Here is a 15,537-nt window from a genome sequence, read left to right as displayed (position 1 = left end):
TTTTTGTAAAGATAATTGATCAGTTATTTTTTTTGCATCGCTTCCGCTACACTGATCAACGAAGGATATATGGCATCAGTATACGCATCAGGAAGCTCAGGGGCAGGGCGGTTGCTTGGAATAAAAATAGTTGAAGCCCCTATATTTTTACCAAATTTCATGTCCCCCATTGTATTCCCTATCATAATGCTTTTACTAAAATCAATTTCAGGAAAATCAGCCTTAGCCATATATCCCATACCAGGGTTTGGTTTACGGTTAGGGCTGTCATCATTCTTATCGAGACAATAATATATCCTATGGATATTGCCATTATTTTCTTGAACTACCTTCAGCATATTCGCATGAATATCTTTCAGATCATCCTCCGTCATTAAACCTTTGGTTACACCGCGCTGATTGGTAATAATGATAATGCGCCCAAATTTCCGGGTAAAGATATGCAGGGCATCCAGCACGCCTTCGTAAAAAATAAAATCCTCCCATCTGGTTATATATAACCCCACCGTTTCGTGATTAATTACACCATCACGATCCAAAAACAATGTCCAGGATTTATCTATCTTTTTAAAATCAATCATTGCCTTGCTTTAGCTCGTTTTGCGCTCTTTCATAATCTTCAGGAATTCCAATATCAATAAAATAAGCATCCCGGGCTATTCCATATATATTTCCTGCGGTATAATACTTTTCCAGGTAGTCTTTTTCAAAAGAAAATTTCTCAGGGAAAGGTTTTTGTTGAAATGCTTTTAGGTTCAGCAGGTATATACCGCCATTAATCAATCCTTCAGGAAAATATTGTTTCTCCTTAAAATTTTTTACCCGGCCTTCCGCATCAAGTTCAACCGCGCCATACCTGTCGAAATTTTCCATAGGCTTTAAAGAGAGTGTGCATTCGGCAGATTTACTTTTATGAAAAGCAGCTACCTGCTGTATATCTGCCTTAAATAAGGTATCGCCGTTGGTAACCAATACATTTTCGTTAGAGGTAACGCTGGCGGCTAACCGAACAGCACCACCTGTGCCCAAAGGCTCATCTTCAAGAGAAACAGTATATTCATTTTCTGGCAACACAGCGTTCAAAAAATCATCAAAAGCTTCGCTTTTGTATCCCAATGCAAATACGAATTTTTGAATACCTTGTTTACGAAGACTATTAATTACATATTCAACAAAAGGTCTTCCATTAACCGGCGCCATGCATTTAGGGAGATCAGGTACTGCGCTGCGCAACCTTGTGCCAAGCCCGCCGGCAAGTATAATCGCTTCGGTTATTTTATTTGCCATTAAAATACTTTTCTTCAACCAACTGGCAAATAATATGACCCAATAAAATATGCGATTCCTGTATACGCGGAGTATCTATGGAAGGAACATTCAGCAGGTAATCGCTCACGTCTTTCATTTTACCTCCTGTTGCGCCTGTAAAACCTACGGTGATCATACCCTTTCTTTTTGCTTCTTCAAAAGCAAGTACCACATTTTTGGAATTGCCGGAGGTGGATAATCCAACCAGCACATCTCCTTTTTGCCCTAAGCCTTTTATAAGGCGTGCATAGATAACATCATAGCTGTAATCATTACCCACAGCGGTGAGATAAGATGTGTTTACGTGCAGTGCTTCTGCAGGCAAAGCATCGCGGTCTATATAAAACCTTCCGCTGAATTCTGCTGCCAGGTGCTGTGCATCTGCCGCGCTTCCGCCATTACCGCAAAACAATACCTTATTACCGTTTTTAAATGCATCAGTAATTACATCAACCAATGTATTTACGGTGCTCAATATTTTTTCGTCTGCAAGCAGCTGTTGTTTTACTGATACTGACGCGTTGATAATATCTTTAATTGTGTTGATCATGTATTGAAATTGAATATTAAACAGACCAGGTTGTTAAACCATACTTTGTGAAACTATATTGTTTTACTTCACCACCAAAAGGATGCAACGCTTCAATAACATTATACCTTGTATTGCCAGGGCAATAAAAACTCATAAAGCCGCCGCCGCCGGCGCCAGATATTTTTCCACCGGAAGCACCTGCCTTTTTTGCGGCATCGTATATCTCTTCAATTTTTGAGTTGGAAATATTTGCTGCCATTTTTCTTTTTTGCTGAAAACCGTAATCCAGTATTTCTCCCACTTCGCCCAGTTGTCCTTTCAGCAATGCTTCTTTCATCATACGGCTCTGTTCTTTCAATTGGTGCATTGCTTCAATTGAACTATCATTTTTTTGCTGCACATTTTTTTGCTGCTCTTTAATAATAGTGGCAGACTCCCTGCTGGTAGAAGTATAAAAAAGCAGCAGGTTGTTTTCCAGTTCGTTCAGGTATTTGGATTTTATACGGAGAGGGTTTACAATCACTTTATCGTTTTCATAAAACTCCATATAGTTCACGCCGCCAAAAGTAGCCGCGTATTGATCCTGGCGGCCACCGGCAAGCTTCAGATCCTGGCGCTCTATTTCATAAGCATAGTGTGCTATATCATATTCACCCAGGGGTAAGCTCAGCATTTCAGCAAAAGCACCAACAATAGCCACCACCAAAGTTGATGATGTTCCCAAACCCGAACCTGCCGGTGCATCAACAAACGTATGCAACCTGAAACCTGTTTCAGGAAATCCATAGTCCTTTACAATACGGTTGTATACACCTTTCAGCAAATCAAGCTTGCTATCGAGTGGAAGCGCTTTAGCAAACTCGTATTCCAGGTATTCATTCCTGTCGGCGGCCGTTAGATAAATCTTTTTTTCGGTAACAGGCTCAATATTAGCATAAGCATATAGTGAAATGGCAGCATTAAGAATAGCTCCGCCGTATAAATCACAATAAGGGCTAACATCTGTACCACCGCCGGCTAAACCAATTCGTAAAGGAGCTTTGCTTCTGTATATCATATAGAGGCTGGAAAGGTTAAATTGCCCGCAAAGTTAATGGAAATGTTGGTTCAAGGCGTTTATATTCAACGTTTAAACCAAACCATTATAAAGCTGTAGAATTCAAAAACTGTATAAGTAAACACGCAAACTGCCAACACAGCAAATGACCGGTTATAGCTTTAGAAAAATGATGTATACCCGGAAATCATAGCATTGACCTGCAACCATCTGTAATTACAATAACATTATTTCTTTAGGTACAATTTATGAAAGCAGTAATGCATCATTCTTAAAATGGCAAATCAATTGACCCGGCTGTTTTCGAAAACCATTTGGGCCCGCTTTCTGTCATATATACGCAATCTTCCAGCCTCACCCCAAATTCGCCCGGTATGGCAATGGTTGGTTCAATGCTGAAACACATGCCTGGCTCAAGCAACTGTTTATTTCCTTTTACTATATTGCCCCATTCATGTCCATCCATGCCAATGCCATGCCCTGTGCGGTGCGGTAAGCCGGGTAATTTATATCCTGGCCCAAAACCTGCATCCACAATTACTTTACGCGATGCCGCGTCAACACTTTCACAGGTGGCGCCTGACTTGGCAGCGGCAAAGCCGGCAGCCTGCGATTGCTTTTCAAGATTCCATATATCCTGTTGACGCTTTGTAGGTTCAGCACCAAAAACAATTGTTCTTGTAATATCTGCGCTGTACCCTCCTACCCTGCATCCGCAATCCATCAATACAATATCTCCTTTTTTAAGCACCTGCGGCTTACTGCTGCCATGCGGTAACGCAGAGGCTGCGCCAAAAAGCACCAAAGCAAAATCATGCATTGCTCCAAGTGCCCTGTGTTGTTTGGCAACAATAGCGCCTACATCCATCGGGCTCATACCTTCCTGCATTTCTTTAATTGCTGCTGTTATTGCTGATGCAGTAGCATCATTAGCGGCCTGCATTAATGCAATTTCAGCAGGCGATTTAATAAGGCGGCAGGCAGCGCTTACAGTATCACCGCTCCTGAAATTAAATTTACCAGATACTTTTTTCATACCATCCACTATAAAAAAACGCACCCGCTCCTCAACGGCAATATCACCACTACGTATACCCGCATCCGTTAGTGCCCCTATCATTTTTTTATATGGATTTTCATCTTCTTCCCATATATATACTTTGTTGCCGGTTTTAATATTTTCCCGCAACCTGTCTTCTTCAAAAGCAGGACATACATATACTATCTCGCCCTTCACAGGAATGATCACTACCATCGGCCGCTCGCTTTGCCACCAGCGCATGCCTGTAAAATATTCCATAGATGTACCTGCATCCAGCAGGAGCGCGCCCATTTTTTGCTCTCCCAGCAGCCTCTGTGCTTTCTCAATACGCCGCATATGCTCCTCAACAGTGATCAATGGTATATCCGGCAACCTGGCGCTGCTCATAGTATCTTTTTTTTTGTGTGAGGATGATGTAAACCCTGTTACTGCAGTAGAGCCTGCCATTATTGAAACACCTGTGATAAAACGCCTTCTTTTCATTATATGCTGATGCTTTTTTTATTGAAGATACTGTGTAATTGCGTATCTAAAAGTATATACTACTCTTTCCGCTGGTTGGTAAAGATACGCAACCGGGGTCTTCGGTTTTAACCACAAAATACACAAAGGGCTTACACAAAGAAACACAAAGGAAGGATTCGGACTGGTAAGCTGATAGCTGCATTTGAAAAGCATGATAGCGCATGACAGTATTTCACTATTCATATTATACATTTACTACAAACATTGCCATCATGAAAAAACTGCTATTGCTCCCCGCAGCATTGTTGTTGTGCGTTGTTTTGACTGCACAACAAATAACACAACCAACCCCTGATGCACTGTATAAAAATTTTTTAACGCCTCCTGCAACTGCCCAACCGCGTGTATGGTGGCACTGGATGAACGGGAATATTACCAAAGAAGGTATTGCCGAAGACCTGAAATGGATGAAACGATCGGGCATTGGAGGTTTTCAGAATTTTGATGCCGCGTTAATGACACCGCAAATAGTTGAAAAGCGCCTCACCTATATGACGCCTGAATGGAAAAACGTATTTGCATTTACCGCAAAACTTGCCGATTCATTACAACTCGAAATGGCAATAGCAGGATCTCCGGGATGGAGTGAAAGCGGAGGACCCTGGGTAAAGCCTGAAGATGGTATGAAGAAAATTGTATGGAGTGAGAAAAGGGTTGCAGGAGGAAAACCATTGGTAGAAAGATTATCACAACCGCCTTCTGTAACAGGTACTTTTCAAAATATTCCTTTACAGGCACAGCTGAGTTTAAGCACACCGGTTGAAACTCCTCCTGCATATTACAGGGATATTGCTGTGATTGCCTACAAAATGCCTGATGCCGATATTCCGCTGAGCGATTTGAAACCTGTAATTACTTCAAGTGGCGGCAACTTTAATGTGACACAGCTTACGGATGGCGATCTTGCCACAACCAGCCTGCTGCCTTCTGATACGGTTAAAGGATATGCCTGGATACAATTTGCCTTTGAGCAACCACAAACTTTTAAAGCCATTACGATTGTAGGAGGCGGAGACAAAGGCCCGTTTGGATTATATGGCGAGTTTAAAGATACCCGCACTTTAGAAGCAAGTGATGATGGACAAAATTTTAAACGAATTTGTTATATACCCGCGGGTAATGTGCTGCAGCAAACTATTTCAATACCCGTTACAACTGCAAAATATTTCAGGGTTACTATCAAAAATCCGCCGCCAATGTTCACGTTTGCCGGCTTAAATGGCGGCAGTGAACCTCCTAAAGCTCCGCCCGGTACAGGCATTGCCGAGTTGGTATTACATACCGCGTCAAGAATACATATGTTCGAAGAGAAAGCGGCATTCTCAACAGGTGGAAATTTTTATACGCTTGCAACCCCGGCATCAGATGATATTATTAACGAAAATGACATTATTGATATCAGCAATAAATTTGGGCCTGATGCTATATTAAGATGGGATGCCCCCGCAGGTAACTGGAATATTGTACGCTACGGGTTTTCTTTAACCGGTAAACAAAACCATCCTGCATCTCCTGAAGCTACCGGCCTTGAGGTGGACAAATTAGATGCTGCTGCAGTAAAAGCATATTTTACCAACTATCTTGATCAGTATAAAAGCGCCACCAATGGATTGATGGGCAATAAAGGATTGCAGTATATGGTAACAGACAGCTGGGAAGCAGGCACACAAAACTGGACAAATGATCTGGCCGCTGAATTTAAAAAAAGAAGAGGATATGATCTTATTCAATGGATGCCTGCGCTCAACGGACATATCATTAAAAACACAGAAGCAAGCGAACGCTTTCTGTGGGATTTTCGTAAAACCCTTGCCGAGCTTGTGGTTGAAAACCATTACGACCAGCTAACTGCTTTGTTGAAAGAACGTGGCATGAAGCGATACTCTGAATCGCATGAAAGCGGCAGAGCATTAATTGCCGATGGCATGGAAGTAAAACGTACTGCCGCCGTACCTATGTCTGCTATGTGGACGCCCGGTCCTATTGGAGGAGATGGCACAGGTTATAAAGCAGACATTCGTGAATCTGCATCTGTTGCCCATATATACGGGCAAAATATTACCGCAGCGGAGTCCCTCACCGCTATTGGCACTTTGGGCAATGCATGGTCTTATTCACCTGAAAAGCTTAAGCCAACCGCAGATCTTGAAATGGCAAACGGGTTGAACAGGTTTGTTATTCATACCTCCGTGCATCAACCAGTGGATGATAAAATTCCGGGACTGGGATTAGGACCATTTGGGCAATGGTTTAACCGACACGAAACGTGGGCAGAACAGGCAAAAGCATGGACCGATTATCTTGCCCGTAGTTGTTATTTGCTGCAGCAGGGAAAATTTGTTGCGGATATTGTATACTATTATGGAGAAGACAATAATATCACTTCTTTATTCGGTAAAAAATTACCGGCAATACCTGAAGGATATAACTATGATTTTATAAACAGTGATGCATTGCTGCATTTACTTACGGTAAACAATAACAAATTGGTTACACATAGCGGCATGCAATATACCGTGCTGGTGCTCGATTCCAACAGTATGTATCTTCCATTGAAAGTATTGCAAAAAATAGAAACATTGGTTAAGGCAGGCGCTATTGTGGCAGGGCCTAAACCTGTTGCCAGCACAGGCTTGCAGGAAGATAACCATGCATTTATCGCTCTCGCCAATGAATTGTGGGGTGATGATAATAAGCCTAAAGTAACAGGCAGCGGAAAAGTATATGCCACATCAGACATTCAACAGGTGCTGGATGCTTTGCAGGTAAAAGCAGACTTTGAATATTCAAAGCCCGATGTAAAAACACAACTGCTGTTTGTGCACAGGAAACTTGCTGCACAGGATATTTATTGGATTAACAGCAGAACTGATAAAAACGAAACCGTTGATGCAAGTTTCAGGATTGCCGGTAAATCAGTTGAAATATGGCATCCTGAAACAGGAAAGAAAGAACCCGTTTCATATACTGTTGAGGAAGGCCGTACCAAAATTTCATTGCGGCTCACCCCAAACGATGCAATATTTGTAGTATTCGGTAAGAATAGTAATTCATCTGCCGTAAATATTCCCGCCGTAAAAGAAACACCTGTAGCAATGCTGGATGAAGCATGGAAAATAGATTTTCAGAAAGACCGTGGCGCACCGGCATCTGCCAGTATAGATAAGCTTGCTTCATGGACAGAAAACAATGACAATGGTATAAAATATTTCTCGGGAACCGCTACCTATACCAAAACCATTAATGCAGCGGCAAGCTGGTTTAAACAGGGCGCTAAGCTATGGATTGACCTGGGTGATGTAAAAAATATTGCCGAGGTATTGGTGAACGGAAAACCTGCCGGTATAGTTTGGAAAAAACCGTTTAAAGTTGATGTGAGTGGCTTATTAAAACCAGGTAAAAACATATTGACAATTAAAGTAACCAACCTTTGGGTAAACAGGTTGATTGGCGATCAGCAACCTGGTGTGGACAAGAAAATCACTTATACTACTATGCCTTTTTATAAAGCAGGTTCACCCCTGCTGCCATCCGGATTGCTTGGCCCCGTGCAGCTGATTTCCGCCGGAAAATAAAATAAGACTCCGGATTATATTCATGCTTAGTATATCACAAGTATATTTGTTGGTATACTATGCATGAATTATTTGCTGCTCATTCATTATTAGACTGGATACTGATATCACTCGCCGCTTTTTTCATAGGGCTGTCAAAAGCCGGACTTAAAGGCGTTGACATGTTGAATATTACCCTTATGGCAGTGGTGCTCGGCAGCAAAGCTTCTACAGGAATTGTGTTGCCGCTATTATGCTTTGCTGACCTGATGGCTGTAAAATATTACCACCGGCATGTGCAATGGAATCATTTCTGGAAACTTATTCCCTGGATGGCGATAGGTGTGCTGACAGGTGTATTTATAGGGCAGGATATGGATGAAACTGTTTTCAGGAAAGTAATGGCAGTCTTTATTATACTCACGGTAATCATCATGCTCTTTCTTGAAATACGTAAAACGGTGGTTATACCTTCCAACAAATTATTTGTTTCGTCAATGGGGCTTGTGTCAGGACTGACAACCATGCTTGGAAATCTTGCCGGTGCCTTTTCCAATATTTACTTCCTGGCTATGCGCTTACCCAAAAATGATTTTATAGGAACAGCAGCCTGGGTATTTCTTGCGATAAACTATTTCAAGCTTCCTTTCCAAATATTTTTCTGGAAAAACATTACTGTTTCCACGCTTAAAACAGATATACTACTTTTACCTTCTCTGCTTATTGGTTTTTTGCTTGGAATAAAAATTGTAGCCGCTATAAAGGATGACAATTACAGGAAAATAATTATAGTGTTAACGTTTATCGGGGCGTTGTTCATTTTTTTGAAAAGATGATAGAGAAGGCAATAGTGAATACAGGCACGACAGTTGTATTATTATTCAAAATCGTTAATTCAAAAATCAATATAATGGAAGAGATTGTAAAAATAATATCTGTTGAGCCGGTAACACATGATGTAAAACATTACCGTGTAGAAAAGCCCAAAGGTTATAAGTTTCAACCCGGGCAGGCAACGGAAGTAGCCATCAACCAGGAAAAATGGAAGGACGAAAAGCGCCCATTTACCTTTACAAGCTTAAATGAATGGCCGCACCTGGAATTTACTATAAAATCTTACCGCGATCATAATGGTGTAACAAATGACTTAGATCATTTGCAACCTGGAGATGAATTGATCATTCATGATGTATGGGGCGCTATCGCATACAACGGTCCCGGGTATTTCATTGCAGGCGGCGCAGGCATTACACCCTTTATTGCCATTTTCCGGCAGTTGTATAAGGATAATATGATTGATGATAATGAATTGTTTTTTTCAAACAAAACATCAGCCGATATTATCATGAAAGATGAATTTGAAAAAATACTAGGCGATAAAGCGCACTTTATATTAACACAGGAAGGGAATAAAAAAGAATATATAGATAAAGCCTTTCTTCAAAAGCATATAAAAGATTTTTCAAAGCCTTTTTACATTTGCGGACCTGATAAAATGGTTGAAGTCATCAGCAATATCCTGCAGGAATCAGGAGCAAAACCTGAGGCGCTGGTGTTTGAGAAGTAGGCTGAGATCAAAGTTTTGATATGTCCAGCTTATTTTATCGCAACGCTTTCAACAGCATATTTGTAATTACTTTATATCCTTTATCAGAAGGATGAAGCCCATCGTAGGTCATATTAATTGCATCAACAGGATAAGGGTATTCATCTGTATCAGGGTTAAAAGGGATATCGATAAAATCGGGGTAGCCGTAATCTTTATAAACACCTGTTAACGGATCTTTCAGTCTTTTGTATTTAATAATATTCTGTTGCGTAATTCCGCTCTTATTATATAGATCAACCACTGAAAATTTTTCAAACTTCCCTATAGCATTAATTGCCTCTGCAAATTGTGCCAGCGTTTGATTGTTCTTTGGTTTATATGATCCGTAAGCGTTATTATGTGCATTATTTATATATACAAAATCTGCACGCTGCAAAGGCGTAATAAGAATGATTTTTGCTTTGGGATTCAGCTTTCGCAGTTCATTAATAATAATACGGAAAGAACCATATACAGTATTATTTCCACTATTGTTTTTATAATCATCCAGGGTGCCGACAGGTCTTCCCTGCCACCAGTCGTTGGTACCAAGAAATATACTGTAGATATCTGCTTTGGGTATATCAAGTTCCGAAAACTTATCAGCTATACCACCGGAAGTCCAGCCATTAAACCCTTTATTGAGCGCCTTGATGTTGGGCATTTTTTCCCGGACCATGGTTAAATAGCCTTTTGTTATTCTGTTGCCAGCTTCATCAGGATGATCATTGAGATAAGTAATGGAATCGCCAATGGCTACCCAGGCAGTTTCTTTTTGAGTGAATGAAAACAGGAAACAGCCGGCTATAATAAAGAGAAAAAACTTTTTCATTGTTATATTTGATTGATACCTAATGGTAATTCTGTAAAAATATGGCATTGAATTAAATTTTTGGCAACATTTGGAAGGAGGTAAGGTAGAAAGGTCAAAATCGTATTGTTCTAACAACAACATAAAATTCATAAGGTTAAGATATTGGTTGTCAATACTTGTAAATTGGAGGTGATAATATAAATTTACAAGTTGTGTGCCATTTATGAAGACCCTGCCAATCATATCAGTATTTATTTATTCGACACTTCTTGGTTGTTCGACTGGACAACCAAATTCAGACAACAAGACCGATTCGACAAAACACATTGAGAAAATTGATACTACTGATTTTGTCCAACAATCTATTGACGAATTACGAAATGAATTTCTATCTCAATATTCAAAGCCGATCTTAATTGACACTTCCTTTATTGACAGCGATATAAAATACCAGGTCTTATTTAGACATGAATCATCCAACGACAGTGGTATTGTCGTTCCAGCCAGGTATGACTTCGACACGCATAAAGATTTCGTCACATATAACCTCATCTCAGAACTTACACTCCTTTCCGACAATGACACACTTTTTCATACGACTATTACTAAATCCTTATTTGACAGATTACTTAGTACTGAACTCAGACAACATGCGACCCTACTCTATCCGAATTTTTATATAGCAAACGACACAATAAAATTACACTATAGCATTTCTATTCCAACGACAGACGTTGGGATTGGCGCAACGATTAAATTTGCAAAGAATGGAAGTTATATAATCGAAGACTAAACGGCATATAACAAGGGTTTTGCAAAATACGGGCGATAGAATATCGCCTTAAATACAGTTGGAATTCTAATCGGCTTTTGTAACTTGGCCGTACTAAATAAAAAGTTACAGCCAAGCGAGCAGACGGAATTCTAATGCCCGTACTTCGCAAAGCCCAGGAACGTTGTACGCTAGCAGTGGACATACTCTATATTGTAACTAAGAATTACTAATTAATGGGAGACATTTATTTAGAAAATTATATTAGCCCAGATACTTTTTTCCAATTCAAGATAGGATCTCCACTTGACCTAACTTCTTTTAAGGTAGAAATTGACTATAATCCAATTGGAGATAATACGAATGCTTATTATTTCTTTGATAGGGAGGTAGATGTTGAGGTCTCAACTAATGGAGGAATTATTAACTCTTTTGATATTTTAATGCAAAATCAGGAAAACCACCTTTTTTTGGGTGACAGTAATAAAAGGCGATTTAACCTTAATAATTGTAATGCCGAAAACCTGAAATCATACTTAAAAATTAATAAATTAAAATTTGAAATAAACGAGGAAGAACAAGTAATTTGGATTAGGTATTTCCAAGTTCTAACAATAACATTTTATTTTGACAAATATTCAAACAGCACTACAAAGTTATCACTGATAGGAATTACAAAGTAAGAATATACCCTTGATATTAAAAGTAGAGAGCCAGCGTACAACACGGGGCGTTATAGCCAATGGTAGGACGACACTCCGAACATAGAAAGGACGACCAAAACATAAACAGAAAGTAAACCATTTTGACAAATGACCAACATACAGACCATATTACAAACGGACAGCACTGAGCCGGCACTCATTGCCTACCCTTGTGTATTTTTTATTTTCCCCACCGCACATTTTTTTTAATTCAATTTTATGCCGACTCGCAAACGGCACATTGGATTTTGCCCCATCCGCACAAAGCCAACCCTGTGACAAAATCCAAAGAGCTGTTTCTGCCAACGCACCGACAGAGCATTCGGACAACAAAACAGATTTTTTGCGTATTTTGACCAACTATAAATTTTAGAATATATAAAGTGAAGAACGAAAAACTGACAAGGAAAGAAATCATTGACAACCGCTTAAAACAAGCGGGTTGGAATGTGACTGACCTAACTCAGGTAATTGAAGAATTTGACATTCACTTGACAGTTGTTGAAGAACCGACAACTCCATACGCTGGACACCAATACAGCGACTATGTTTTATTGGGCAAGGACGGTAAACCACTTGCCGTTGTAGAAGCCAAAAAAACTTCGGTGGACGCTGCACTCGGACGGGAGCAAGCCAAACAATATTGCTACAACATTCAATCAACACAAGGCGTTGACCTGCCTTTCTGCTTTTATACCAATGGACACGACATTTACTTTTGGGACTTAGAAAACTATCCCCCAAAGAAAGTTTATGGTTTCCCGACACGGGACGACCTTGAACGCTATGCCTACATACGCAAAGCGAGAAAGCCATTAGCAGGAGAACTTATCAATACCAACATTGCAGGAAGGAACTATCAAATTGCTTCTATTCGTGCCGTAATGGAAGCCGTTGAAAAACGGAAACGCAAATTCTTGTTGGTAATGGCTACCGGCACGGGCAAGACAAGAACCTGCATTGCCCTGGTGGACGCTTTAATGAGAGCAGGTTGGGTAGAAAGAGTTTTATTCCTTGTTGACAGAATCGCATTGCGTGACCAAACACTGGAAGCATTCAAAGAGCATTTGCCAAACGAACCTCGCTGGCTAAAGCAAGGCGAAAAGGAAATTGCCACCGACAGACGGATTTATGTTTCAACTTATCCGACTATGTTGAATGTAATTCGCAATGAAGAAAAATCATTAAGTCCGCATTTCTTTGACTTGATTGTGGTGGATGAAAGCCACCGCAGCATTTACAACACCTATCAGGAAATTCTTGATTACTTCAATACCATTACACTTGGCTTGACCGCCACGCCAACGGACGTAATTGACCACAACACGTTTCAATTGTTTGAATGCGAGGATGGCGTTCCGACTTTTGCTTATTCTTATGATGAAGCAGTAAATCACATTCCTCCATTCCTGAGCAATTTTCAGGTAATGAAAATTAAAACCAAGTTTCAGGACGAAGGCATAAGCAAGCGGACAATTTCTTTAGAAGACCAACAAAAATTGATGTTGGAAGGAAAGGAAATTGAAGAAATCAACTACGAAGGAACAGAGATTGAAAAGAAGGTAATCAACCGTGGCACCAACGCTTTAATTGTCCGTGAATTCATGGAAGAAAGCATCAAAGATGCCAACGGAGTTTTGCCAGGGAAAACGATTTTCTTTTGCATCAGCAAAGCACATGCAAGACGAGTTGAAGAAATTTTTGATTCGCTTTATCCAGAATACAAAGGAGAATTAGCCAAAGTATTGGTAAGTGAAGACCCAAGAGTTTACGGAAAAGGCGGTTTGCTCGACCAGTTTGTGAGCAACGACATGCCACGCATTGCCATCAGTGTGGACATGCTCGACACGGGTATTGATGTTCGGGAATTGGTGAATTTGGTTTTTGCAAAACCTGTTTACAGCTATACCAAATTTTGGCAAATGATAGGCAGAGGAACCCGTTTACTCGAACCTGAAAAAATAAAACCCTGGTGCACACAGAAAGACAATTTCCTGATTCTTGATTGCTGGGACAACTTTGAATATTTCAAACTCAATCCGAGAGGCAAAGAACTGAAAGGACAAATTCCTTTGCCTGTTCGCTTGTTTGGTATTCGACTGGAAAAAATTGAAGAAGCCCAAACACAAAGCAATTCCGAAATTGTAAATAAAGAAGTTCAGAAAATCAGAAAGCAGGTTGAGTCGCTTCCGAAGAATTCAGTTGTAATCATGGAAGCCAAACACGAACTGCAACGCTTAGAAGATGATAACTTCTGGAACAATCTGACTTCCGACAAAATGGAGTTTTTGGAAGCCGTTGTAAAACCACTGCTTCGCACGGTTTCAGATGTTGATTTCAAAGCCATGCGATTTGAAAAAGACATTGTGGAAGTTTCTTTGGCTCATTTGGCAGGTGAAACGGAAAAGTTTGAAACACTGAAAGAAAGCATCATTGAAGAAATTGGCGAACTGCCTTTGAGTATCAACATTGTAGCAAGAGAGCAGGAATTGATTCGACAGGCACAAAGCAATCATTATTGGGCAACCATCAATGAAGACAAGTTTGAAGAACTGATTCAGAAGTTATCACCATTGATGAAATTCCGTGAAGCGGTTATTCCGCTGGCTCCTGCAAAATTCAACCTGAAAGACATTGTTGCCGAAAAGGAGTTTGTAGAGTTTGGTCCGCAACACGAAGCGTTGAGTGTAGCCAAATACCGTGAACTGGTTGAAAAGAAAATCAACGAACTGGTTTCAAGCAATCCGATTTTACAGAAATTAAAACAGGGACAGGAAATCTCAACAGATGAAGCGGAACAATTGGCAGAAGAACTGCACAACGAGCATCCGCATATTACTATTGATTTGCTTCGCAAGGTTTACAACCATCGCAAAGCGGCATTGGTGCAATTCATAAAACATATTTTGGGTATAGAGCAATTAGAAACCTTTGCCGAAACCGTTACCAAAGCATTTGATGATTTTATTGCCAAACACAGTTACCTCACCAGCCGACAACTTCAATTTTTGGATTTGCTCAAAAACTTTGTGTTGGAAAAAGGTGATGTGAGCAAATGCAACCTGATTGAATCGCCTTTTACCATGCTTCATCCCGAAGGCATCAGGGGAATTTTCAATCAAAAAGAGATTGACGAAATTTTAAGTTTAACCGAACAAGTATTAGCAGCATAAATGGTCTGAATCAGAATTTACAAAATGAAAAAAATAACAGAATAAAAATAGGATATGGAAAAGGACGAGTTGACGTATAAGATAATTGGTTGTGCAATGAAGGTTCACAATACGATGGGTCCCGGCTTTCAGGAAGTGATTTACCAAAGATGCCTTGCGATAGAATTAGAGAGAGTAGGATTAGGTTTCAAAAGAGAGCAAGAGCAAACTGTGTTTTATGAAAACATTGAAGTAGGAACAAGAAGGGCGGATTTCATTGTGGAAGGCAAAGTAGTAGTTGAACTTAAAGCGTTGGTGAATCTTGAAGATGTTCATATCGCACAAGCAAAAAACTATACGGTGGCTTATGATTTCCCCCTTGGACTATTGATAAATTTTGGAAGCCAAAGTTTGCAGCATAAACTTTTATTTAATCCTAAGTATTATCCAAAACACAATTCAGCAAATTCAAAAATTCAGTAAATTCTG

The 15,537-nt window shown here is 40.1% G+C and carries 12 protein-coding genes; 6 read left to right on the top strand and 6 right to left on the bottom strand.

The features are described 5' to 3' along the window. Positions 1-23: 23 nt before the first annotated feature. From DC498_RS12955 to DC498_RS12935, 5 genes are all read right to left on the bottom strand, one after another. Entirely contained in the window at positions 24-581 is a 558-nt protein-coding gene (locus tag DC498_RS12955; protein ID WP_116874578.1) for a D-glycero-alpha-D-manno-heptose-1,7-bisphosphate 7-phosphatase, read from the bottom strand. Continuing rightward, positions 574-1,287, bottom strand: a complete 714-nt coding sequence (locus DC498_RS12950; RefSeq protein WP_116874577.1) for a nucleotidyltransferase family protein — start codon at positions 1,285-1,287, stop codon at positions 574-576. Before DC498_RS12950 ends, DC498_RS12955 begins: the two co-directional genes overlap by 8 nt. Next, a complete protein-coding gene (gene gmhA / locus DC498_RS12945; protein ID WP_116874576.1) occupies positions 1,277-1,858 on the bottom strand; it encodes a D-sedoheptulose 7-phosphate isomerase in 582 nt (193 codons plus the stop codon). The genes DC498_RS12950 and gmhA overlap by 11 nt, the downstream gene beginning before the upstream one ends. A 16-nt stretch (positions 1,859-1,874) precedes the next feature. After that, positions 1,875-2,897: a GHMP family kinase ATP-binding protein gene (locus tag DC498_RS12940; protein WP_116874575.1), complete on the bottom strand. Its 1,023-nt coding sequence runs from the start codon at positions 2,895-2,897 to the stop codon at positions 1,875-1,877. Between the two features lie 271 nt (positions 2,898-3,168). Continuing rightward, a complete protein-coding gene (locus DC498_RS12935) occupies positions 3,169-4,422 on the bottom strand; it encodes a M24 family metallopeptidase (RefSeq protein ID WP_116874574.1) in 1,254 nt (417 codons plus the stop codon). Positions 4,423-4,676: 254 nt separating this feature from the next. Between DC498_RS12935 and DC498_RS12930 the strand changes: the two genes are divergently transcribed. The 3 genes from DC498_RS12930 (at position 4,677) to DC498_RS12920 (ending at position 9,585) form a co-directional block, all read left to right on the top strand. After that, entirely contained in the window at positions 4,677-8,039 is a 3,363-nt protein-coding gene (locus DC498_RS12930) for a glycosyl hydrolase (RefSeq protein WP_116874614.1), read from the top strand. Positions 8,040-8,098: 59 nt separating this feature from the next. Beyond that, positions 8,099-8,854, top strand: a complete 756-nt coding sequence (locus DC498_RS12925) for a sulfite exporter TauE/SafE family protein (protein ID WP_116874573.1) — start codon at positions 8,099-8,101, stop codon at positions 8,852-8,854. A gap of 74 nt (positions 8,855-8,928) precedes the next feature. Then, positions 8,929-9,585 carry an FAD-binding oxidoreductase gene (locus tag DC498_RS12920; protein WP_116874613.1) on the top strand — a complete coding sequence of 219 codons (657 nt, stop codon included), beginning with the start codon at positions 8,929-8,931 and terminating at the stop codon, positions 9,583-9,585. Positions 9,586-9,619: 34 nt separating this feature from the next. On the opposite strand, the gene DC498_RS12915 is transcribed toward DC498_RS12920, so the two are convergent. After that, positions 9,620-10,438, bottom strand: a complete 819-nt coding sequence (locus DC498_RS12915) for an SGNH/GDSL hydrolase family protein (RefSeq protein ID WP_116874612.1) — start codon at positions 10,436-10,438, stop codon at positions 9,620-9,622. A gap of 990 nt (positions 10,439-11,428) precedes the next feature. Here DC498_RS12915 and DC498_RS12905 point away from each other — a divergent pair. From DC498_RS12905 to DC498_RS12895, 3 genes are all read left to right on the top strand, one after another. Continuing rightward, positions 11,429-11,875 carry a hypothetical protein gene (locus DC498_RS12905; protein ID WP_116874571.1) on the top strand — a complete coding sequence of 149 codons (447 nt, stop codon included), beginning with the start codon at positions 11,429-11,431 and terminating at the stop codon, positions 11,873-11,875. Positions 11,876-12,279: 404 nt separating this feature from the next. Then, positions 12,280-15,069 carry a type I restriction endonuclease subunit R gene (locus DC498_RS12900; RefSeq protein WP_116874570.1) on the top strand — a complete coding sequence of 930 codons (2,790 nt, stop codon included), beginning with the start codon at positions 12,280-12,282 and terminating at the stop codon, positions 15,067-15,069. A 54-nt stretch (positions 15,070-15,123) separates the two neighbouring features. Then, positions 15,124-15,531 (top strand): GxxExxY protein, encoded by a 408-nt coding sequence (locus DC498_RS12895; protein ID WP_116874569.1) that lies wholly within the window; start codon positions 15,124-15,126, stop codon positions 15,529-15,531. Positions 15,532-15,537: the final 6 nt, after the last annotated feature.

This window comes from Terrimonas sp. (genome assembly GCF_003075435.1).
GTDB lineage: Bacteria > Bacteroidota > Bacteroidia > Chitinophagales > Chitinophagaceae > Agriterribacter.
Note: the sequence above shows the minus strand (reverse complement) of the source record. Positions and strands in the feature narration are given on the sequence as shown.

Bases quoted from the DNA above. Each gene is read 5' to 3' on its own strand.
- DC498_RS12955 (WP_116874578.1), bottom strand. From the start codon at position 581: ATGATTGATTTTAAAAAGATAGATAAATCCTGGACATTGTTTTTGGAT.
- DC498_RS12950 (WP_116874577.1), bottom strand. From the start codon at position 1,287: ATGGCAAATAAAATAACCGAAGCGATTATACTTGCCGGCGGGCTTGGC.
- gmhA (WP_116874576.1), bottom strand. From the start codon at position 1,858: ATGATCAACACAATTAAAGATATTATCAACGCGTCAGTATCAGTAAAA.
- DC498_RS12940 (WP_116874575.1), bottom strand. From the start codon at position 2,897: ATGATATACAGAAGCAAAGCTCCTTTACGAATTGGTTTAGCCGGCGGT.
- DC498_RS12935 (WP_116874574.1), bottom strand. From the start codon at position 4,422: ATGAAAAGAAGGCGTTTTATCACAGGTGTTTCAATAATGGCAGGCTCT.
- DC498_RS12930 (WP_116874614.1), top strand. From the start codon at position 4,677: ATGAAAAAACTGCTATTGCTCCCCGCAGCATTGTTGTTGTGCGTTGTT.
- DC498_RS12925 (WP_116874573.1), top strand. From the start codon at position 8,099: ATGCATGAATTATTTGCTGCTCATTCATTATTAGACTGGATACTGATA.
- DC498_RS12920 (WP_116874613.1), top strand. From the start codon at position 8,929: ATGGAAGAGATTGTAAAAATAATATCTGTTGAGCCGGTAACACATGAT.
- DC498_RS12915 (WP_116874612.1), bottom strand. From the start codon at position 10,438: ATGAAAAAGTTTTTTCTCTTTATTATAGCCGGCTGTTTCCTGTTTTCA.
- DC498_RS12905 (WP_116874571.1), top strand. From the start codon at position 11,429: ATGGGAGACATTTATTTAGAAAATTATATTAGCCCAGATACTTTTTTC.
- DC498_RS12895 (WP_116874569.1), top strand. From the start codon at position 15,124: ATGGAAAAGGACGAGTTGACGTATAAGATAATTGGTTGTGCAATGAAG.